This window comes from Vibrio maritimus, from assembly GCF_021441885.1.
In the GTDB taxonomy this organism is placed as follows: Bacteria; Pseudomonadota; Gammaproteobacteria; order Enterobacterales; family Vibrionaceae; genus Vibrio; species Vibrio maritimus_B.
Genome location: NZ_CP090439.1, coordinates 1127788 through 1148811, shown reverse-complemented (window position 1 = coordinate 1148811; position 21024 = coordinate 1127788). Strand labels below are relative to the sequence as shown.

Annotated in this window: 18 protein-coding genes; 7 read left to right on the top strand and 11 right to left on the bottom strand. The window is 46.4% G+C overall.

Annotated features, from left to right (window positions below; genetic code table 11):
- Window positions 1-86: 86 nt before the first annotated feature.
- A complete protein-coding gene (locus tag LY387_RS21590; RefSeq protein ID WP_234496270.1) occupies window positions 87-1040 on the top strand; it encodes a GlxA family transcriptional regulator in 954 nt (317 codons plus the stop codon).
- Window positions 1041-1048: 8 nt separating this feature from the next.
- Here LY387_RS21590 and LY387_RS21585 read toward each other — a convergent pair whose 3' ends face one another.
- From LY387_RS21585 to LY387_RS21565, 5 genes are all read right to left on the bottom strand, one after another.
- Entirely contained in the window at window positions 1049-1975 is a 927-nt protein-coding gene (locus LY387_RS21585) for a D-hexose-6-phosphate mutarotase (protein WP_234496269.1), read from the bottom strand.
- A complete protein-coding gene (locus LY387_RS21580; protein WP_234496268.1) occupies window positions 1972-2790 on the bottom strand; it encodes a Cof-type HAD-IIB family hydrolase in 819 nt (272 codons plus the stop codon). Before LY387_RS21580 ends, LY387_RS21585 begins: the two co-directional genes overlap by 4 nt.
- 75 nt (window positions 2791-2865) lie before the next feature.
- A complete protein-coding gene (locus tag LY387_RS21575; protein ID WP_234496267.1) occupies window positions 2866-3615 on the bottom strand; it encodes a sulfite exporter TauE/SafE family protein in 750 nt (249 codons plus the stop codon).
- Between the two features lie 52 nt (window positions 3616-3667).
- Entirely contained in the window at window positions 3668-6325 is a 2658-nt protein-coding gene (locus LY387_RS21570) for a glycosyl hydrolase-related protein (RefSeq protein ID WP_234496266.1), read from the bottom strand.
- Between the two features lie 81 nt (window positions 6326-6406).
- A complete protein-coding gene (locus LY387_RS21565; protein WP_234496265.1) occupies window positions 6407-8143 on the bottom strand; it encodes a PTS transporter subunit EIIC in 1737 nt (578 codons plus the stop codon).
- 243 nt (window positions 8144-8386) lie between these two features.
- Here LY387_RS21565 and LY387_RS21560 point away from each other — a divergent pair, with 243 nt between their 5' ends.
- Window positions 8387-9418: a LacI family DNA-binding transcriptional regulator gene (locus tag LY387_RS21560; RefSeq protein ID WP_234496264.1), complete on the top strand. Its 1032-nt coding sequence runs from the start codon at window positions 8387-8389 to the stop codon at window positions 9416-9418.
- A gap of 177 nt (window positions 9419-9595) precedes the next feature.
- A complete protein-coding gene (locus LY387_RS21555; RefSeq protein WP_234496263.1) occupies window positions 9596-11353 on the top strand; it encodes a class I mannose-6-phosphate isomerase in 1758 nt (585 codons plus the stop codon).
- 69 nt (window positions 11354-11422) lie between these two features.
- Here the strand turns inward: LY387_RS21555 and LY387_RS21550 are convergent, their stop codons facing one another.
- The gene (locus tag LY387_RS21550) at window positions 11423-12073 is read right to left on the bottom strand and encodes a hypothetical protein (protein ID WP_234496262.1); all 651 of its coding nucleotides are present in this window, start codon (window positions 12071-12073) and stop codon (window positions 11423-11425) included.
- Between the two features lie 454 nt (window positions 12074-12527).
- Between LY387_RS21550 and LY387_RS21545 the strand changes: the two genes are divergently transcribed.
- Window positions 12528-13172, top strand: coding sequence for a flagellar brake protein (locus LY387_RS21545; protein WP_234497814.1), 645 nt, complete (start codon window positions 12528-12530; stop codon window positions 13170-13172).
- Window positions 13173-13229: 57 nt separating this feature from the next.
- Here LY387_RS21545 and LY387_RS21540 read toward each other — a convergent pair whose 3' ends face one another.
- Window positions 13230-15590, bottom strand: a complete 2361-nt coding sequence (locus LY387_RS21540) for a Lon protease family protein (protein WP_234496261.1) — start codon at window positions 15588-15590, stop codon at window positions 13230-13232.
- 251 nt (window positions 15591-15841) lie between these two features.
- Between LY387_RS21540 and LY387_RS21535 the strand changes: the two genes are divergently transcribed.
- Together LY387_RS21535 and LY387_RS21530 are read left to right on the top strand one after the other, a co-directional pair.
- Window positions 15842-16741, top strand: coding sequence for a hypothetical protein (locus LY387_RS21535; protein WP_234496260.1), 900 nt, complete (start codon window positions 15842-15844; stop codon window positions 16739-16741).
- 4 nt (window positions 16742-16745) lie between these two features.
- On the top strand, window positions 16746-17270 hold the full coding sequence (locus tag LY387_RS21530) for a GNAT family N-acetyltransferase (RefSeq protein WP_234496259.1): 525 nt from the start codon (window positions 16746-16748) through the stop codon (window positions 17268-17270).
- Between the two features lie 7 nt (window positions 17271-17277).
- Here the strand turns inward: LY387_RS21530 and LY387_RS21525 are convergent, their stop codons facing one another.
- Window positions 17278-18207: an SRPBCC family protein gene (locus LY387_RS21525; protein WP_234496258.1), complete on the bottom strand. Its 930-nt coding sequence runs from the start codon at window positions 18205-18207 to the stop codon at window positions 17278-17280.
- A 202-nt stretch (window positions 18208-18409) separates the two neighbouring features.
- Between LY387_RS21525 and LY387_RS21520 the strand changes: the two genes are divergently transcribed.
- Window positions 18410-18871 (top strand): fasciclin domain-containing protein, encoded by a 462-nt coding sequence (locus LY387_RS21520; RefSeq protein WP_234497811.1) that lies wholly within the window; start codon window positions 18410-18412, stop codon window positions 18869-18871.
- 51 nt (window positions 18872-18922) lie between these two features.
- Here the strand turns inward: LY387_RS21520 and LY387_RS21515 are convergent, their stop codons facing one another.
- The 3 genes from LY387_RS21515 to LY387_RS21505 form a co-directional block, all read right to left on the bottom strand.
- On the bottom strand, window positions 18923-19486 hold the full coding sequence (locus tag LY387_RS21515; RefSeq protein WP_234496257.1) for a DUF4136 domain-containing protein: 564 nt from the start codon (window positions 19484-19486) through the stop codon (window positions 18923-18925).
- A 93-nt stretch (window positions 19487-19579) separates the two neighbouring features.
- Complete coding sequence (locus LY387_RS21510; RefSeq protein WP_234496256.1) at window positions 19580-20278, bottom strand: lipid-binding SYLF domain-containing protein; 699 nt, start codon at window positions 20276-20278, stop codon at window positions 19580-19582.
- 154 nt (window positions 20279-20432) lie between these two features.
- On the bottom strand, window positions 20433-21014 hold the full coding sequence (locus tag LY387_RS21505; RefSeq protein ID WP_234496255.1) for a class I SAM-dependent DNA methyltransferase: 582 nt from the start codon (window positions 21012-21014) through the stop codon (window positions 20433-20435).
- Window positions 21015-21024 lie beyond the last annotated feature (10 nt).

Sequence of the window (21024 nt, the reverse complement as noted above, 5' to 3'; positions counted from 1 at the left end):
GTTTCGTCGTGGTGACCATTATGCAAGTTCGCCGAGGTGTGCAATACTGTCCCAAGAGACATTAATCGCTCATATTGGGCCATTCCATGAAACAGTATCAAATCGCGCTCATCGCTCTCGATAACATCAGTGCCTTTCACCTGTCAGTGCCATGTTTGGTTTTTCAGGACGTGTTTGTCGATCAAACGCCCGCTTTTCATCTGACCATCTGTAGCGAAAATGCGAATGCGGTATCGCTCAGTACCGGCTTCCAAGCCTCTGTAACCCATGGCCTTGAGGCTGTTGACGCTGCCGATATCGTCATCGTTCCGAGTTGGCCAAATTCGCTACCAGAACCAAGTGAGCTATTGCTAGGTAAACTCCGAGCAGCTCACCAAAAAGGCGCAACAATCGTTGGGCTATGCCTTGGCGCTTACGCATTAGCAAAAGCAGGGCTGCTAGATGGCAAACGGGCGACCACGCACTGGGGTTTCCAAGACGCCTTTCAGGCCGAATTTCCCAATGTCATCGTTGATTGCGATCCACTCTTTATTGACGAGCACCAGATCATAACCTCGGCAGGCACGGCAGCCTCTCTCGACTGCTGTCTACATATCGTGCGTTCCCTATGCGGTAGTGAGGTCGCCTCACAGATAGCGCGTATGATGGTCACAGCGCCATTTCGAAGTGGAGGCCAGCAGCAGTACATTCCCAACCCAATCGCCAAGCAACCGGAAAGGTCCACGAGCTTTGGTCACGTGATTACGGCCATCGAGCAAAACCTTGCTGCCGATTACGATTTGGATACCATTGCTACTCGTTGCGCCATGAGTCGCCGAACCTTTACCAGACAGTTTAAAGCTGCCTATGGCTGCACGTTTGGTGAGTGGCTTTTAAATCGGCGATTAGCGCTAAGCCAGCAACTCTTGGAATCCACCGATTACACAATAGCCACAACGGCCGAACTCGCGGGCTTTGGCTCTGAGAGCGTCTTTAGGAAGCATTTCAAGAAGAGTTTTAATACGTCACCCTCAGAATGGAGGGCGACGTTTAGGGGTTAGGCCTGTGATTAAATGTGAGTTTCACCACTAGAGTGACTAACCGTCATATCAAGCACAAAACTTTGGTTTGGTGCGAGCGTTATTGCGTTCTTGAAAATAGCTGGCTCCAAACAAATCATAGTTCGGAACTCGCTATCACCCATGTCGCACATACTCTGCGCTCCCTCAAACCAAGGATTCCACACCACTATGCTGTCTGCATTGTGAGAGTGGATCGTTAATCCGTCTTCACATTCAAGTGAAAACTGCTTCGGATTCTCAAACACATGATCGAGTGCCTTCTCTACGCGAAATGGGCGGTCTACCGTGATAGGTACGCCCTCACTGACACTATTCAAGCACTGGTTGCTAAGACCCTTAACCCTGCTATCTGCAATATCTGAAACCCTAAAGTAGCTATGAAGTGCGCCAGTAAATTCAAATGCATGAGCATCTCGGTTATGGATGACAAGTTCCATTTTAAGCGATGCGCCGATAGTAACTTTAAGCTGCAACTGAAACCGGTATGGAAACCATTCCCACGTCGCACTGGAGTCATCTAATGTCAGCTCGATAACCGCACTGTTCTCATCACTGATCAACCTGGCCACATCCCATTTCATGAGTCTGGCAAATCCATGACTGGGTGCCTGTGAACCCGCTTTATTTGCTTTGCCAAACCAAGGCCAGCAAATGGGTACACCCCCTCGGATAGCTGTTACCCCATCGAATTTCGCTTGTTCACTCAACCAGAAGTAGTCAGCGCGCCCGCTCGGTTGATAAGACAACAGCTGTGCACCCATTAACGCTATCTCACATCGGGCCTGCGGGTGCTCAATCTCTAATACTTCAACACTGTCGCGATAGTTAATTTGGCAACGACCGAACCGCCAATCGTCGAGAGGTAAGCTGGACACAGGGGACACCGAGCTTGCTACACACTCGGTCTCATTCATAGCAAGTGCTCCTTAATAAAGTGTGCAACAGCCTGCTCCTCGCTTGTACCAATTTGTTCTACCTGTGATAGTGCAGACACCACTCGTTGCGCCGCATCCCCCATTAAAAGCCCGTGCCCCACACCAGCAAGCATCTCAACATCATTCATGCCATCTCCAAAAGCCAGTATTTGGTCGCAAGAGATATCCAGTCTTTGCGCTAACGTCTGCAAACCGGCTTTCTTGTGTACGCCATTGGACATAATTTCGAGGCAGAAAGGGGAAGAAAAGCATATCGATAATTTTTCACCTAACGCTTGTTTCATTTCCATCTCAAGTTTGGGAAGCACCTGTTTGTCACTGCTCGAAGAAGTAAAGTAGATCTTGTGGATGCCTTGAAGAGGAGGACTCGCTAGGTCAATCAGTTGATAATCAAGGTGAATACGCGGGGCGTTATCCCTAAGCCATTGCGTTTCCTGCCCCACATACCACAAATTCTCACCATAGAGGTTGGTATTGATATCTTCATCTTCGGCTACCATAGCGATAATTTGAGCGACGAGAGAAGGTTCCAAAGTTACAGCTTCCAGACACGTATTGTCAGAAAGGTGCACCTGCGCACCGTTGATGGTGACAAAGTGGGGTGAAAGATTAGCCGCAGTAGCAATGGCACGCGCGTCTAAGAAATGGCGACCAGTTGCAAAAGCAACCTCAAAGCCTAACTCTTGTGCCTGTCTAAGAATGGAACTTGTGAACTCTGGAATACGTTTTTCTTTTGAAAGCAGTGTCCCGTCAAGGTCACATGCGATTAGCTTAATGTCTGTTTTCAAAGTCATATCATGTCTTTTATTCGAAAAAGGGCCACTCTGTAAGCAAATCTCTGGGGGTGTGCATAGAGTGGCAAGAGCGGACTACATGTGTGAAAGTCCATCAAATAGGAGCTTACTACCTGAAATGAACAAGAATAGGTAACAAAGCTTATAAATCAGTTCTTGGCTCACTTTGTGAAGCAGAATAACGCCAAGTTTTACGCCAATGGGCGCTAAAGGTGCGAGTACTGCAGCCGTCACTAAGTTGTCAATGCTGAGACCGCCAAGCCAGGTATACACGCCCAGTTTTGCAAAATTAATGATTGCGAAAAACCAGACAATGGTGCCAATCAACTTCAGTTTGCTGAGCTTTTGTGGGAGCAAGTAAATACTGACTGGACCACCGCCCGCATGTATCGCCGTGCTCGTAAAACCACCCAAGCCACACCAAACAGAGGCACCAAATCGACCCACTTTTTTCTCTGTTGCGCTGCGCTTGAAAACATATAGGAACACAAAGCCAACAGAGATTGCGCCAATGAGTATTTGCAATCCATATTCGGGTAGCTGTTTTAAGAACAGAGCCGCTAAAGCGACACCAATAAGGCCACCAGGCAACATAACCTTAATCTGCGACCAATCAACATTCCGTCTGTGATGCTTAAGAGCAGCTATATCCATAACAATCAGGATCGGCATGAGAATCGACGCCGCAAGTTTAGGTGAAATAGCGAGCGCCATAAGTGGAACCACTACGTCACCGACCGCTCCACCTAAACCTCCCTTACCTATCCCGTAAACCAAAATGGCCGGAATAGCGACCATATAAAAAATAGGATCATCAATTAACATATAGACTTCTTAGAATGTGGCCAACCGAGGTTGGCCACAGTTCAGCGGAGGGTTAAGCAATACGTACGCTACGAAGCTCGCCTTGACGAAGCTCTGGAGTCACATCGCCCTGACTTTGCTCTAGCAAGTTAGTAACTTCTTGAGCCTGATAGCCATAAGCAGACTTCAGAGTACCAGCTTCAATCGCAGTTTCTTCACAGTTGTAGGTGCGAAGAATGTAGCCATTATTGTCTTTAGCTTTGGTGAGTGTTGAGAACACGGCATCTGTGCTTTCTAGTTCAAACAAGCTAAAGTTTGCTGGTACTTGGTCACGCAATGGGTTCGTCGCAAAGAAACTGATGTTGTACTCACCCGCACGACATAGGTTTTGCTCATGATAGAACACGGTCTCTGTTGCAAACTCGACGTACTGCTGACGCACTTGGTTTGATTGGTAGTGATCACCGGTAACAATCCCAAGATCAAACGTCATCACTTTCTGCAGTTGGCTGTCAGGCGTTGGCGTGATCTTGTTCGGCGTACCAGAAGCGCGACCCGGACGACGCGAAAGATCAGGTAGACCAAAGTGGCCACAGGCACGGAATAGCGTCACTGCAATCTTGTCGAAGTCCTTGCCAACGATTTGATACTCTTTACAACCGTGAGCAAAGATTGCCGTAAACTTATCATCATTTTTCAGTGCTACTGTGTTAAGTAGAGGCTCAGTGGTCGTAGGCTCTTCCAACCAACCATCTTCTCTCCACGTTTTTAGCTCAGGTGGATTCACTTCACGAGCAATCTCTGAGAACTGAGTACCTGCGTATGAAAACTCACTTGCAACTTGAGAGTCCACGACCATGCGCAAACGATGGTTCAGCGCTTTATTATCGACCTCAACATGAACGCCAATCACTTCTGATGTGTTGGATAGCGAGAGAGAAACTTGGTACGCCAGCTCACTGCTCACAACTCGAGCCGCGCGCTCTTCCATGTTCGCAGGCACCAGCCATTTACCTTTCATTGTCATGGTTTGAGTCGTTGGTGTTTTCTCAAGCGTTACTAACGAGTTATTCAGGTCTAAATCTAGCGTCCAGTCATTGTCCATTGGGCTATGGTCGTAGTTATCACCCGCATCTGAATCATTGCTGAATCGAAGTGCATCAGTGTAAGTGACACCCGTTTTCAGATTGGTGATCTCAACTTCACCACCGTTCAATTCAATTCGGTAGTCGTCATTGCTGATTTCATTGCCCGCTTCGTTGACAGCAAGAGTGACATCCGAACCCGCTTTAGAGTCATCGACTTCGATAGTTTTGTAAGAGAAGCCATTCATTTCTAGAGTCATTTCTACTTCAGTGATGAAATAGTACTTCTCTTCATCGTGCAGGCTCTCATCACCGCGGATGACACCACCGTAAGGGCGAGTTTTGCCAATGATAGTGTATGGGATCTCTTGACCATCATTAATCAGCGCAAAGTGCTCATTCTTGGTGTAGATCTTAAAGCGGTCGGTAAACACGCGCTTTTTAGGAAGCGTATTTGCCACAACCATTGGTGTGCTGTTATCGCCATACTTAGACGATACCGCCAGCTTACGGGCAATAAAGGCTTGCGCCGTTAGCGCGAGATCATAGGCCTCTTTTAGGCGAACATAGATGCGCTCATTGGTCTCATCCGTGTTGGTACATACACTGTGGGTTTGAGCACGTGAGAGTAAGTTCCAAATCTCTTTAAGCAGGCCACGCTCATAAGGAAGCCCCACCTTGTCAGCCATTGCCATCAATGGTTGAACAGTGTACGTCATCAGGCGTTCAACCTTGTCGTGAAGCTGTTTTACATCGTAACGTACTGAGTTAATTGACTTGTGAATACGAGAATACTGAGGGCACAGTAACTCACCTTTATAGGTTGGCAGCTTATCACCCGCCTCTTCACGAACCTTAGCGAAGAACTCTTGGTAAGTGGTTTCTACAAACTCATACAAGTCTGATTCTTTGTTGTACTTATCAAGCAACTCGTAGAAGTTGGCGAATGCTGGTGTTTGGTCTTCACCTAGAGGCAATAGGAAGTTGTTGGTTGGTGCTTTATGCGCTGCCAACTCCAGTGAGGTCATGTCATTCGTTGTACACTCAGGGCGAATATTTCGCGTTAGCAGATCACCTTCGAAGTAAGGTTCAACTGCCCAGTGGTAACCATCGATCAGCACGTTAGTCATGATCTTTGAGCCATCGTTACTTTCCCACCAAAACTCGGTTGGTACGTTGTGCTTGTCACCCATACCACGGCGGATAGACAGATTTTCGATGTTCAAGCCGTTGAAGATTTTAGGGAAATCTGTCGGGTGACCAAAACTATCTGGAAGGTAAGAGACGTAAGACGAGCCGCCAAGTTGATCCGCATACTCAATACCATAGATAAGGTTATTGATCATCGCTTCACCAGACACTGCGAAGGTTTCAGCTTGCGTGTGCCAAGGACCAATGAACAGCTTGCCTTCTTCAACAAGTTTGACGATGCGAGAGCGATCCTCAGGGCAAACATCTAGGTAGTCTTGGATAGCCGCAGTTTGGCCATCAAACAAGAAGTATTTCATTTCTCCACGCTCTAGCATGGATAGAATTTCACGTACGTTATAAGTTAATTGAACCTGAGCTTCACGGTCTGTGAAGTACCATTCGTTGTCCCAGTGTGTTTGCATTACAACGTTTGCGATTTTTTTCTCTGACATCATTTCCTCACTCGAAAATACAGAGACCCTACCTACCTCGCTGGCGAGTAGGGTCTGAAATTAAAAAGTTATTGTTTATTTGATTTAGATAGCTAACGGATTGGCTTGATTTGACTGCCTTGTTAGCTCCTCTAGATAGTCTTCTAGTTGAATCTTGACGTTACTCACCGAGGCTCCGTAGATGGCTTGAATGTTGTTGCCACCTGCATCGACCACATCCAGTGCACCCAGTTTTTGCCATGTTTTCTTCGACATATCGACCAGCTCTTTGTTGTGAACCGAAAGACGTAGACGAGTCATACAGTTATCGACTGTCGCGATGTTCTCAGCTCCGCCCAAGGCTGCAATGATGCCTTCTACACGGGTGTTGCTTTGACCTGCCATTTTGCCAATGAAGGATTCACTTTCATCTTCCTCTGCACCTTCTTTCTCGCGGCCTAGGATGATGATGTCCTTCTTGCGGATGATGTAGTTGAATGTACCTGCGTAGATGCCGAACCAAGCGATACCTGTTACAAGCCACACTATCATCTCCCACCAGCGCCCCATGATGTAACCGACCGATAGCACACCCGTGGTAATCACGTTTGGAATTCCGCGTAGGTACCAAGTCATGATCGATGGGTCGTTAAAGATGTCTGAATACAGGTCAGGAATCATGGCAATGATTGACTGATAAACAACGTTCACACCGTATAGAATTGGTGATGCGAACACGAACATGAACTCAAGTGGCTCAGAAAAGCCTGTAAACACTACCGCCAGAGTCGTACTTAGGTAGATTGACTTAACTTTTGCTGTGCGACGCTCTTTTGGAATCGCTAGGTACATACCTAGAGCGGCACCCGGTAGCGTGAAGATACCGTGGAAGTCAGCGGCGAACATAACCTTACACATTTGAGGCTGTTCCATTAGTGCGTTCGCGTTTGCCATGTCACCAATGTTCACGTACTGAATGATTTCATCCATACGAGCCGGACACATTTGGTGCAGACCGATTACCGACATGTCTTTGAGCTCTGAGTAGAACTCGCCACCCACTGGCGTGTATTCCCACACTGAGTTGGTCACATGGTGCATACCAATTGGACGAAGAATTACCTCAAGCAGTGTTTTGAAGAATGGTGCGACATAATCACCATTGTTCGCCGCCCAGACACTGAAGTTGTCGAGACCCACACCAACAAGCGGCCATACCACGAGTAGAACTAGGGCAAACGCGAAGGCATAGAAGAAGGTCACGATGACGCAGAAGCGTTGACCGTTAAAGAAGTCGAGTGCCATCGGCAGTTTATCGAAGGTTTTGTATTTCTCCCAAATTTGAGCAGAGAGGATACCGACGACAATTGCGCCCACGATACCAACACGGAAGGTCGGCATGCCAAGCACCACTTGGAAGATATCCGCATAGTCTGGGTTGGCAGTCACGCTGACGAGATCCATCGCGTTGTTGATGGTATCGATGCCTTTAAAGGTGCCGAAATACCAAACGCTCAATTCTCCACAGAGCTTATGCAGCATCAAGAAGAACAAACCGGCGATAATCACGGGCCCCGCTTGCTTGTTACCTGTCAGGGAAGAGGCAACACACAGAGCAAAGAATATTGGAAGGTTGGACAAAATCACCCAGCCGCCAACATTGAGGTATTTACCAAAGAAGGCAAAACCATCACCAACAAAAGGGATACCACCAAGTAACACCGGGCTCATCATAATCGACCCGAGTGAAATCATGATGGCAGCGAACGGCAATACAAAGGTTACGGCGAAGAGCATGGCCTTCGCGAACTTTTGTATGGAGTCAAGGTTGCTAATTTTCATTTGCTTACCACGTTAATCGTTATTTTGTTTATTTGTATGTAGGTACAGAATTCTGTTTTTCGTGCTGTCGTTTGACGCTTTTTAAATTACCCCAAGAGATAAATTTTTTAGTAATAGGTTTATCCGTTAAACCACTCAAAATTTATCAACACGGCGTCAAACCAACGATTTCTGTGATACTCCTCACTAGAATTAAGGAGAATTAGCCGTTTTAATGATTTACCGATAAACCGAGGATAAATCATGGCTAAACCAACTATTCATGACGTTGCTAATCGCTGCGGTGTAAGTGCAACGACTGTCTCCCTCACGTTAAGGGGAAAGGGACGCATATCTGAACAAACGAGAGAGCGCATCTTTGCAGCTATAGAAGAGGTCGGGTATGTCTACAATCAATCTGCCGCCAACTTAAGCAGTAAAAAAAGCAATTCTGTGGGGTTGATCTTGCATGACATCACCAACCCCATATACAACCAATTGACCGCGGGGATCAGTCATAAGTTTGATGAGAGTGGCTACCTGCTGTTTCTTGCCAACTGCGAAGCGAACGCCGACAAACAGCAAAGGTTCATTGAATCATTAATGAGCCAAAATACAGCGGGTCTCATTATCTGTCCGGCAAAGGGGTTAGATACTGACTACCTTCACGCACTGAGGCGCAGAAACATTCCCGTGGTGTTCGCTGTGCGCTCACCAGACCTTGATGACTATGACTTTGTGGGCATCGACAACTTTAAAGCCGCACAGATTGCCACTGAGTACCTGCTCGACCTTGGCCATACCAAGATTGGCTTTGTCGGCAATCTGGCCACATCAAAAACAGCGTCTCATCGCGTCGGAGGCTACATCGGTAAGCTAATGGAGCGAGGAGTGCAACCCAACTACGACTACATTGCCAAGGGCTATAAAAATTCAAGGCGAGAAGGCTACTCTCTTACTATGGAACTTCTCCGTGAACACCCTCAGTTGAGCGCGTTAGTGTGTTACACCGACACCATGGCCTACGGCGCGATACGAGCTTGCCAAGACAAAGGGTTGAAGGTCGGGACTGATATCGCCATCGTCGGCTTTGATGACTTACCTGAATCAGCAGAGACCATCCCCCCACTGACTACAGTATCAGCGTGCGCCCAAGAGCTGGGTCATGTCGCCGCTAAAACATTACTTCACCGAATAGAAGGCAGTGACGAACCACCCAAACAGATCATTTTGTCACCAAAACTGACTATTAGAGAGTCTTGCGGAGAGGAAAAGAAAATATTGAAGATGATATAAATTACACCCAATTTAGGTTTAACGATAAACCCACAAATCAGGTAAACAAACCAGATAATAATTAGGTTTGGTACATAAAACTAAAAACCTGTGAGGTAAAACGGATAAACCAATTAGTAGATTTATTTTGAGGTCGTTAATTTAAGCCCATAACAAACCAATCTCAGTGAACAAAATATGAAATACCTACAAACAAAACCTAATTATGACAAGTTCCCTCACATCAACGTCAATGGCTTTAATGGACATGCTTGGCAAGGCTGGGGGGCAATCTGGGATGCCATCAGCACCAAGTTCGACAACAAACAAAAATCGGTTCTGACCATCGACTGCTATCCTGGTGTCAACATCGCGGAACTGGAATCAGAGCTCAAGCAGCAGTTTCCAAATGCCCTGCTCGTCAACGCTGAAACGGCCAAGTACCCAGAAGACGTCGTATTCGACATGATTGAGCGTCACGTCACCGACGATCGCGTTTTTGGCTTCATTGCACCTCATAAACTCGAAGAGTTTTTCGACAAGGACAAACTTGCAGAGCTGCGTGCAACGGTAGAGCAATCTAATCAACCTGTTGTGGTCTTCGGTAGCGGTGCGTCACTGGTACACAAAGGCACCACATCGGTATACGCAGATATGGCTCGCTGGGAGATCCAACAGCGTTACCGCCACAGCGGTTTAGGTAACTGGGGAGTAGAAAACGCCGATGAAGATATTCTTCGTCGATACAAGCGCGCTTTCTTCATTGAATGGCGAGTATTCGACAAACACAAAACGCCCCTGCTGAAGAGTGTCGATTTCGTTCTGGATACCAATGATCAATCCACGGCAAAACTGATTTCTGGTGATGCCTTCCGAGCGGCTCTTAAGCAAGCGACCGAGCAGCCATTCCGCCTAGTGCCGTTTTTTGACCCAGGCGTTTGGGGCGGCCAGTGGATGAAGGAGGTGTGCGATCTAGACCCAAGCAAAGAGAACTACGCATGGTGTTTCGACTGTGTGCCAGAAGAAAACAGCCTGCGCTTAAAAGTTGATGATGTTGTGGTTGAAATTCCTTCTCAAGATCTCGTCCTACTTCAACCGAAAAGTCTGCTTGGCGAACAAGTTCACGCGCGCTTTGGGGCCGAATTCCCAATCCGTTTTGACTTCCTAGATACGATGGAAGGCCAACACCTCAGTCTTCAAGTCCACCCTCTCACTGAATACATCCAGAATGAATTTGGTATGCATTACACGCAGGATGAGAGTTACTACATGCTCGATGCGGGTGATGATGCCAGTGTTTACCTAGGCGTAAAAAACGGTGTAGATAAAAAAGCGATGCTTGATGATTTGGCAGCGGCTCAACGTGGCGAAAAGTCATTTGACGATAAACAATTCATCAACAAATTCCCTGCTAAAAAGCACGACCATTTCTTGATCCCAGCAGGTACTATTCACTGCTCAGGCAGTAACGCCATGGTATTAGAAGTGAGCGCGACGCCTTACATCTTTACCTTCAAACTCTGGGATTGGGATCGTGTAGGCTTAGATGGACAGCCTCGCCCAGTACACTTAGCACATGGTGAGCAAGTGATTCAATGGGAACGTGATACTGATTGGGTAAAGGAAAACCTTATCAATGCTGTGAAACCAATCGGTGAAGGCGATGGCTGGCGTGAAGAAAGCACTGGGCTTCATGAGAGAGAGTTTATTGAAACCCGTCGCCACTGGTTCACAAAGTCGGTCACACACAACACTGAGGGACATGTCAACGTACTCAACCTTATCGAAGGACGTGAAGCTATTGTTGAAAGTCCGACAGGCGCTTTTGAACCTTATGTGGTTCACTACGCGGAAACATTTGTCGTACCGGCAAATGTTGGTGAGTATACGATTACGCCGTTTGGTGAGAGCGAGGGTAAAGAAATTGCCACTCTAAAAGCCTACGTTCGAGTTTAAAGGCTGATACTTTGAACTTAGATTAGCAAAAGACAGTGGCCTTATTCGAAAGCCACTGTCTTTTTTAGTTTAGTCAACCACACTGTTCAAGCTATACCCCGCATACTCACGCCATTCAGGAATATCTCTTGGGTCACCAAACTGACGGAAAAAGCGCACCGAACTTTGGGGGGCTTTGCAGTCTAACTTGTCTTGGCAGTAGTTAGTCAACTTATAGTGACTTTGGTAACCCTCTACCCACGCGTCATAAGCTATATGAGATTGCTTCCAGAACTCATGATCCACCTGCCCTTTGGTTGCCAAGAAAGGGTAACTAGGCTTCGTTTGTTGAGTAGAATAAATAGCGGTGCCATACAAGTTGATCAGTTTCGAGAGCAGATCTGCACCTATTTCTTCGATGGTTAGCGATTTGATTTTCTCAATATCATGGCCAACAAGCGTTGCGACTCTTTCAACCAAAAAGTCCATGTCGATCTGTGGCTGGAGTTCATAAGCTAGCCAGTTTAGGCGCTCTCCTATCTCATCAAGAAACTCTTGTCTGGTGAACTGTCCTTCGCGCAACGCTCGATTGTACTTAGTAACATTAGGGTTCTTACGCGCCAAATAGTCTTGAAGCTCTGGGTAGTCAGTGAGCGAAGAGTGGCTCTTAGAAAGCACCTCCAACAACGCTTCTTGATTCACCAACAATCTACCTAACTCATTTTTGACACTTTCATTCATATTAAACCTCACCTTTGATTCTGGCTATAATATAACCAAGCTCAAATATAATCAACAATGATGAATAATTAAAATACACAAAGAAATGACAATGAGCGGTAAAACAGATATTTATGGAGAAAAACAATGCTCGGCAGCTGAGATAAATTGAGCTCAAAGAGAAAAACGGAAGTTGTGCGGTTGCACTCAATATTGACATCTAAGTCAATATTTTGACTCTTGATACCCTGTTTTTGATTGCACTTTGACTATCGAAACCCTAGAATTTTGTGAACACCGTTCAAAAATATAATAAGTGTGACTCAAGGAATTTCATATAAAATGTTCGGCTTAAGGCCTTGAGTGTAGGACAGAAAACGTCAGGAACCATCAAGCAGTGACGCAACAAAATCAACAAAAATCTAATCCACCACAACGGACGACCCAAACACTAAACAGCACCGATGCCCTTGCGATGATTGAGCATGGCGGTGATGTTACGCTCACAGTGAACACGCCCGTCGGGACGTCATTTCGCTGTGCTACCAAGTTTATCGGCGCGCACTCTGATCATCGAATTCTATTAGAAATTCCCAAGATCGATGAAAGCGACCTTAAGTATTTCTTCCAAGAGGGCTTTTGGCTGATCGTAAGAGCGATTTCACAACGAGGGGAAGGCGGCGTGGTTCAATATCGCGCGCAGCTACTAAACATTGTTGAAGAGCCTCTGCCGATTTTGGTCCTTTCGATCCCCCAATCGATGCAGGTCACCAACCTCAGAAAAGAGCCAAGATATGAGGTAAACCTCGATGCCGTGCTAAAATCTGGCGAACGTCAGACGCGATGTGAGTTGAGAGACATGTCAAAGAGCGGCTGTCGCTTTATCCTCCCTGCACTTGGTAAGAGTTTGGTTGTAGGACAAGAAGTCTCTTTGATGGTGGCTGCGGGTGCTCAGAAAGGGCGTTATTTTCCTCCGCTATCTGGTTTGATTTGCAACCAACAAAAGTCCAGCCATTACACTGCTTACGGTATCAAGTTCGATGAAGCAGGAGAAGACAACGCAAAAGAGTTGCTCTCACACCTTAAGTTTGACGGCACCAAACTAAAACTGCGCGCATAAAGAAAGCCAAGCGATCGCTTGGCTTTTTTAGTGTCACAGTCGGTGAGTCAAATATCACTACTTACGCAATGCATTCAACCTAGCTTGCGCAATACCAAAAATGGTATCAATTGGATAACTGCCCTCCAGCGTCGCTGTACCTGCTTCTTTACCCGTAAACAACTCAATTGCCTCGGTAACATGGTCTATCGCCCAGATATGGAAGTCACCTTTCTCGACCGCTTTCACGATATCAGCGCGCAACATTAAGTTATGAGCATTGGAACGAGGAATAATTACCCCCTGCTCTGAATTGCGTCCCTTGATGGCGCAAACATCAAAGAAGCCTTCAATTTTTTCGTTCACACCGCCAATCGGTTGTGACTCGCCAAACTGGTTCATTGAGCCAGTTATCGCGATATCTTGTCGATTTGGCTGACCCGAAAATGCCGACACAACAGCACAGAACTCAGCCATACTAGCGCTATCACCATCAACCCCACCGTAAGACTGCTCAAAGGTAATGGTAGTCGTCAGAGGCACTTTTGCTGTTTTACCGAATACTGAAGAGAGGTATGCACTTAAGATCATCACACCCTTGGAGTGAATGCTGCCACCAAGGTCAACACTACGCTCGATATCGATGACCTCACCATCACCATAAGACGTCGTCGCGGTAATGCGGTTAGGGGCACCAAACATATGATCGCTTGTCGTCAGCACAGACAATGCGTTCACTTGTCCAATCGCAGAGCCTTCGGTACGAATAAGCGTTGTACCATTAACGAACCCTTCCATCACGCTGTCTTGAAGGCGATTAACACGCATCTGTTGGTATTCCAACGCCTGATCGACATGCCCCAAACGAATCAAGTTCGATTTCGCATTACGAGCGACATAGTTGGACTCACGTAACAGGTTAGCGATGTGAGCAGAATGTAGAGAAAGCTTACTCTGATCACCCGATAATCGCGAGCTATGTTCGATTATCCTGGCGATCGCTTTTCGGTCGCAATGCAGCATATTGTTGTCATGAACAATACTAGAAATGAACCGAGCATAATGGAGTTCAGATTCTGCTGTACGAGGCATCTCATCTTCAAAATCTGCGGTGACTTTAAATAACTCGCCAAACTCCGGGTCATAATGTTGCAGTAATTGATAGGTTCTATAGTCACCAAAGAGAATGATCTTCACATCCAAAGGAATCGGTTGTGGGTCAAGTGACACAGTACCTGACAGCGTCAGTTCCTTCTCAAGTGAAGTGAAGCTCAACTGACGAGCACGAAGCGCACGCTTAAGTCCGTCCCACACATAAGGCTGCTCTAGAACTTTTATCGCATCCATTAACAGAACACCACCGTTAGCACGGTGCAAACTGCCTGCACGGATCAATGAGAAATCGGTAAATACCGTTCCCTTGTAAGTCGCTGTTTCGATAGAACCAAACAGCGAATGATAATTGGGGTTCTCTTCAACGATGATCGGGAAATCAGAACACGACTGCTTCACAATCAAGTTTACTTTGTAGCGTCTTGGAAATTTTTTATCCAACGATGCCGTAGCAATCTCACCCTGCTCATTACCTTCTTCAAGGAAGATATCGACATTTTCACAGATGTCTTTTTGCAGTGCGCTCAGATATTTCTTGATTTCAGTGTAGCCGTTGTACTCTTTTTTAAGTTTCTTGATCAGATGGCTAATGACGCCTAACGTCACTTCCTCGTTAAGCTTCTGAATGTTATCTGTAAAGGTTTCCTCCCAATCTGTCAGCTCGCGAGCCATACCGCGCAGGCTGACTTCTAGCTCATCGATAGTAAGGCCGAAACGTTCTTGTTCTTCTTCAGACAGCTCTGCAAAGGTTTCATCTGTGTGGAGATCTTCGCCATTTAACGCAACAAACTGATAATCACCTTGAGAGGTAATAGTGAGGCTAATGCCTTTTTCTTTGGCTTCTTCGCTGAGTTTTTGAAGCTCAACTTGCTGCTTGCGTGCCAGATCGTTTTTAAGCTTATCAGCACGACCAAAATAGAGTTCATTATCAAACGCCATAGGTATGGCTTTAACGAGTTTTGAGATAAGTTTTTCAACATCCTTTTTCAGCTTCTCGCCCATTCCACACGGAAGTTTAAGCACTTGCGGTGTTCGTGTATCTGCAAAATTAGCCACGTAACACCAGTCGAAAAGTGCTTCACTATCGTGTGGATGACGGCTGAGATAACGCAAGATCATGGTCCGTTTACCGAGACCGTTTTGACCAATTGCGTAGATGTTATAACCCTTTTCCTTGATGGACATAGCAAACTCGACGGCTTTCTGAGCTCGTTCTTGTCCGACGATCTCATCAATTGGGTCTAGCTCTTTGGTCGATTTACAAGGCAGCTTTTTTAGTTCTGCGGCGTGGTATAGCTTATTGGCTTCTAATCTTTGAATCGCCATTACCAGCTCCTACTTTTTCCCTTCTTAGTTTCAGTTTAGCTGAATTGGCTTTACATTTTAGTGACTTACTAAGGAATTACGCTCAACCGCTGTCTTTTTGTACAATCTCGCAATTCCTGCCAACTTAGCTCGTTACCCGAGGAGCGCACCGTTTACTCTCTTGTTTAGTTTGGTTATGTTAGAAAAAACTAAGGTCGTTTTAGCGTGCTCAAGCACTCTTTTGGATTACCGACACTACAGTGAGTTGTGAAATGGAAAAAATACTAGCAGGAACCAGAGTACTTTTCGCCTTCGCCATCATGGCATTAGCATGGTCGATTTACAGTTTCACCATGGAGGCAAAACAAGTTCGAACTGAGCTGCCCAGCTTGTTGACGCAGATAGATCAGACCGCACAACGCATCACTCCTGTCATAGAAGAAGTTCAAAAGATACAAGCGATTATTCCAAGTATTCTTGAACAAAGTGCTGAGTATCAAAAAGCGATACCTGAAGTGTTGGCGAGAGTTGACGACATCAATAAGCAAATACCCACTATCATTGCCGAAGTTAAGAATGTGAGAAACGCCATTCCCCCTATTCTTGAAGAGACACAAAACTGGCACCGCTCCTTACCAAGCATTCTCAAACAAATAGATGAAACCAATCAGACAATTGAGCAGACCAACAAGCAAATAGCCGCGACATCAAAACAGATCCCTGCCATTTTGGCTGAAAGTGAAGCGGTGCGTAAAGCGATGCCCGAGATAATTAGTCAGGCTGAAGACTTGGTCCAACAGGCCGAGCAAGCCGGTCGTGAAGCCAGTAAGGGCGCGGTCACAGGGGTCATTGGCGGCATCCTCAGTTCACCATTCCAACTTGTTGATTCGCTCACCTCTCAAACCTTTGGAGTGAATGATGAGAGTTACTCAGACAAAGATAAATCGCTACATAAAGACGCGGTTGAGAAATTAATGAGAAGTCCGAAGTCTGGAAAATCTGTTCCCTGGAAAAATACCACCAGTGGTAATTCAGGTACCGTAAAAATCCAGTCTGCGGAGCAAAAAGGTAGCACAACTTGCTACAGCATCGTGAGCCAACTCACCATAGCCAAAGGATCAGACAAAGGTACGCATAGCATCGTAACCGAGCGATGTGTGGATAACCAGTAGCATTATGAAAGTTCAATATATTGAAGATAGCTCAGTGGATGAGCAGCTTAATCAAGCACTGATCGCCCTACTCAGCTCCTGTTTTACCAAGCCAAGCGACGCAAGGTTCAAAACTCAGCGTTTTTACAATGAGATGCCGCAACACCGCTGGTACGTCACGAGCGACAACAAACACCATGTTGTCGCTCATGTTGCGGTACACGAGAAAACCGTTGAAATTAGAGGTCGCTCCTATCCTATTGGCGGCGTAGCTGAAGTATGTGTTCACCCAGACTATCGCAAAAAGGGCTTGGTCAAGACGATGCTCACTGAGGTTCACCAATGGATGGAGCAGCAAGGAATGCATTTCTCAGTTCTGTTTGGTCGAGATGAAGTCTATGGGTCTAGCGGGTATATTCGAGTTACCAATTTGAATATCCTGCAAGAGGATCCGCTAGCTCAACCAACACCCGTATCGGCGATGGTCAAGCCTTTGAACGATTACCGATGGCCATCTAAACCTGTACTACTGCCTGGTCTGGTTTTCTAGCCAAAGCTTACTTCTTAAACAACACCACCTCAGTGACCAAGTCTTTCGCTTCATTCTCACGTGGGTCATTGAGGTACCTTTCGATTCCCAAAGGACGACGCTTGACTTTGACCTTGTGGTGGCGTGATGCATTCATTGCCATCGACCAAGCATTGCCCATGAAAGGGTATTCGCCTGTGTGTTCAACAACATAGGTCTCACAGCTAGCCAGCGTACCCGTTTCAAATGGCTTCGCTACCTCGACCTTTTGTCGCACAGGGAAGCAGGTCGTAAACTCAAAGAACTGCTGCTTCATTTTCATCGAGTGATATAACGCAAAGGGTGGCCCGGCTATCTCTACCCCTTTCGTTTCTATGAGCTGGTTAAGTTCAGAAAAGTGCGCTTGCATTTGCGGTCCCAGTTCAGCAATCGTGCCACTACCGCGTACCCCCACATAATGGATCTCGTCTTGAGTTCGTTCCCCAATGAGTTTGAGACGTGAGTGAACTTCGCCTGTTTCCAACGCAGACTTGAGCATCTTTAACCCGCGCTCATAATCCATCCCTATCATGGTTTGAAACAAGCCTTTGAGAAAAAACAGGTACCATGGCACCTTGCTCTTCATGCTCCAACGTACTTCGGTATTATTGCCCATTTGTACCGCTTGAAGGCTCACCTTAGCCTCAGATTTAAACGGCCTTTGAAAGCTTAAATGCATGTCGAGCTGCGTGGCACTGCGCGTCATCAAAGTCATTTCTCCAGCGCCAACAAGGTCACCGTCCCATTGATACCCATCGCCGATATTGCCTTGCTCACCCCGATAATCAAGCTTGCATTCAGGCTCCATGATCAACCACGGAGACCACTGAGGCCAGTTCCGATAATCCGCCAAAAAGTTTATTGCGCTCTCTGCTTGAGTCGCGATATCAATTCTTTTTTCAACAAAATAATCCAACATGTTCAGTCACTTTGCGTTATTTAATGTGAGTAGTTTAGCTGCCCGAAAACAAACCTGCTAAGCAATCTGTTTTGAACTGAATACATTTTGTTGGCTGATCTTGGTGATCGATGAGTTATTCGCCGCGTAACAGACGACTGCGAATAGGAATAAAAAAAGGATCGCAGATATGAAAACACTATTAACACGTTCGTTTGCAGCAATGGCAGCACTTCTTCTTTCAATCTCGGCTTTCGCAGACCACCACGGAATGAAAAAGGACATCGTTGATGTTGCGGCGGAAAATGGCTCGTTCACGACACTTGTCGCTGCAGTTCAGGCTGCGGGGTTGGTTGATACATTGAAAGGGGAAGGCCCGTTCACGGTGTTCGCTCCGACTGACGAAGCGTTCGCCAAGCTACCTGAAGGTACTGTCGAATCTCTGTTACAACCAGAGAACAAAGACAAGCTGGTTGCTATCCTAACCTACCATGTGGTACCGGGTAAGGTGATGGCTGCAGATGTGATGGGACTGGACAAAGCGAAGACAGTCCAAGGCCAAGAGATCATGATCACTAAGAAAGACGGTATGGTTATGGTCGACAACGCAACGGTTGTTGCGACAGACGTTAAGGCCAAAAACGGCGTCATTCACGTCATTGATGCTGTCATCATGCCGAAGTAACACAACACGTTACCCTATAACGAAAACCGAAGCTTGACGCTTCGGTTTTCTTTATCTTGGAGGCAGGTCATCTAACATGGAGCCTATTAGGTTTTTGAGCTCTTCTCGCTCTTCTGAATCTTTTACTCTCTGATCGGTTGGCCCTTGAGCAAGCGCTCTCCATCTTGGGAACGCGCCAACCGAGTCAAAAACAGCGATATAGATGCTGCCCTTCTCACCTTTTTGACTATCGCCCTGTATACCCGTTGCAATCTGCGTGCTTTCAAAAATCTGTTCATCGTTCATGGCATTTTCTGTCGCTATACCAAAATCAAGATGCATTGTTGCCGCATGACCATCACTGACGGCGACATAACCTTTCGACGCTAAAACCTGGTCAATTTGAGCCTTGATAACATTGAGGTAATAGTCCGCATCATACTCTTTCGAAACATGTGCGACTGGAGAATCACTTCGCCAAGAGTAGGTAACAACTCCAGATTGAGGTAAAAAACTAAAATCTCCCGTTTTTGCAACCCCATAGGAAAAGTTGAGTGGTGAGTTCGTTGTGGTAGACGTCGTACACCCGACCAAAGCGATGCTGGCAAAAAGTAATGAAGAGAGCAGTTTGTTCATTGGCAATGTCCCAAAGCGTAATTTAACCTAAGGTCTAAACACAATAATGCACTAAAAAACAACAAGTTCAAATTTTACTCAGCAGAATGGCATTTATTGGTAAACCGCTCGGTAAGCAACACCCTCTAGCCTATTACGCAAGTTCTGGGCTTCCCCCTGATGGGTATCGTAATTTGAAAGCACCTTCTCTGCTGAAAAATCGTCACCATATAGAGCTTGGTTGAGGTCGTTGTCTAGCGATAGTGTAAAGGTATCGATACTTCCACCGAAGTACAGCCCTTTATTTTCAGACACCATCATAGCGCTGACGCCCCCAGTGCCACCAATAACCTTGCCACTGACACCTTTCCCCACTGTGAGGTCTGCCGTGCCCCCCACTTTAGTTGGACTCGCTTTGAGATCGTCTAGTACATCGTCTGACAGAACTACGCCGACACCACTTATATGTTGAGCTCCCGCTAAAAGTCCGATCATCGCGCTGTGGAACTTAACAAACACAGGCTCGCTCCAACGATGATCCTCACGTGTCAGTAATATCCCTCTTCCCCATTGGGCGCCAATGAGAAAGCCCGCCTGACCACCCGACGGGAACACCACAATAGCCTTTGCCACGCCGGTAAGATTTTTCACAGACTCCCAATGGTCCGTCGAATCAAACATGTCGATTTTTTCAGAAGCCTTTTCGATGAGTTGTTGTGCTTGCTCCCTGCTTTTTTCATCACTTGCACACACGGAACTGGCAAACAACACGCTCGTTGTGGCTAACAAAATAGCGAGAAGTTGGCTGCTCAATCGTTTTGATCTCAGAAACTTTGGTCTCAGAAAATTTTCTCTCAGAAACATAGTTAACCTGCTTAAAATTAATACGCCAGCAGCATAACAAAAAAAAGGTGAAGCCAAAGGCTTCACCTATTCGTGATTCAGATAAAAACTATTGCGATTTATGCTATTTGCGACCAACGCCCATGAGAACTTTTTTGGGTCCTTTGCCAGCGTCTATTTCAAACGGTACGGTCACTTCAACTTTCTCGAAGCCAGCATTGAGTAAAATCTCTTTTGCACGCTGCTCAGTTAAACCATATCGCAGGTCATCGCTATCCACCGCCCAATCCCAGTGAATAAACAAGCCATACTCATCAAGAAGGGTATAGATAATGTTTACAGTCTCTTGAAGGTTATCAAGGAACCCACACACCGACGACGCTACAACCAAATCAAACTGATTACGAAATGCTGGATGCTGAGCGACCAAGCCGCGAGTCAATAAGTCGACGACTGGTTCAACATTTTCCAGTCCCTTTTTATCAAGCTCTTCGATCATGGCCTCAGAGCCGTCAAGCGCGACAATTTCTTTTGTTGCAGGTGACATCAACTGACTTAAAAGGCCTGTACCACAGCCAAAGTCCAACACCGTTTTTCGCGTTAATGAGGTCTGCGCGGTGAGTTCTTCAAAACAAGACTGTGCAAAGGTAGCCGTTGCTTGGTCTTTCTCCCATGTCGCAGCGTACTCATCCCACTCGTTAGACATAGTTTACTCC

Excerpts from the sequence above, each read along its gene's own strand:
- LY387_RS21590 (WP_234496270.1), top strand. The coding sequence starts at position 87 with ATGAAACAGTATCAAATCGCGCTCATCGCTCTCGATAACATCAGTGCC.
- LY387_RS21585 (WP_234496269.1), bottom strand. The coding sequence starts at position 1,975 with ATGAATGAGACCGAGTGTGTAGCAAGCTCGGTGTCCCCTGTGTCCAGC.
- LY387_RS21580 (WP_234496268.1), bottom strand. The coding sequence starts at position 2,790 with ATGACTTTGAAAACAGACATTAAGCTAATCGCATGTGACCTTGACGGG.
- LY387_RS21575 (WP_234496267.1), bottom strand. The coding sequence starts at position 3,615 with ATGTTAATTGATGATCCTATTTTTTATATGGTCGCTATTCCGGCCATT.
- LY387_RS21570 (WP_234496266.1), bottom strand. The coding sequence starts at position 6,325 with ATGATGTCAGAGAAAAAAATCGCAAACGTTGTAATGCAAACACACTGG.
- LY387_RS21565 (WP_234496265.1), bottom strand. The coding sequence starts at position 8,143 with ATGAAAATTAGCAACCTTGACTCCATACAAAAGTTCGCGAAGGCCATG.
- LY387_RS21560 (WP_234496264.1), top strand. The coding sequence starts at position 8,387 with ATGGCTAAACCAACTATTCATGACGTTGCTAATCGCTGCGGTGTAAGT.
- LY387_RS21555 (WP_234496263.1), top strand. The coding sequence starts at position 9,596 with ATGAAATACCTACAAACAAAACCTAATTATGACAAGTTCCCTCACATC.
- LY387_RS21550 (WP_234496262.1), bottom strand. The coding sequence starts at position 12,073 with ATGAATGAAAGTGTCAAAAATGAGTTAGGTAGATTGTTGGTGAATCAA.
- LY387_RS21545 (WP_234497814.1), top strand. The coding sequence starts at position 12,528 with ATGATTGAGCATGGCGGTGATGTTACGCTCACAGTGAACACGCCCGTC.
- LY387_RS21540 (WP_234496261.1), bottom strand. The coding sequence starts at position 15,590 with ATGGCGATTCAAAGATTAGAAGCCAATAAGCTATACCACGCCGCAGAA.
- LY387_RS21535 (WP_234496260.1), top strand. The coding sequence starts at position 15,842 with ATGGAAAAAATACTAGCAGGAACCAGAGTACTTTTCGCCTTCGCCATC.
- LY387_RS21530 (WP_234496259.1), top strand. The coding sequence starts at position 16,746 with ATGAAAGTTCAATATATTGAAGATAGCTCAGTGGATGAGCAGCTTAAT.
- LY387_RS21525 (WP_234496258.1), bottom strand. The coding sequence starts at position 18,207 with ATGTTGGATTATTTTGTTGAAAAAAGAATTGATATCGCGACTCAAGCA.
- LY387_RS21520 (WP_234497811.1), top strand. The coding sequence starts at position 18,410 with ATGGCAGCACTTCTTCTTTCAATCTCGGCTTTCGCAGACCACCACGGA.
- LY387_RS21515 (WP_234496257.1), bottom strand. The coding sequence starts at position 19,486 with ATGAACAAACTGCTCTCTTCATTACTTTTTGCCAGCATCGCTTTGGTC.
- LY387_RS21505 (WP_234496255.1), bottom strand. The coding sequence starts at position 21,014 with ATGTCTAACGAGTGGGATGAGTACGCTGCGACATGGGAGAAAGACCAA.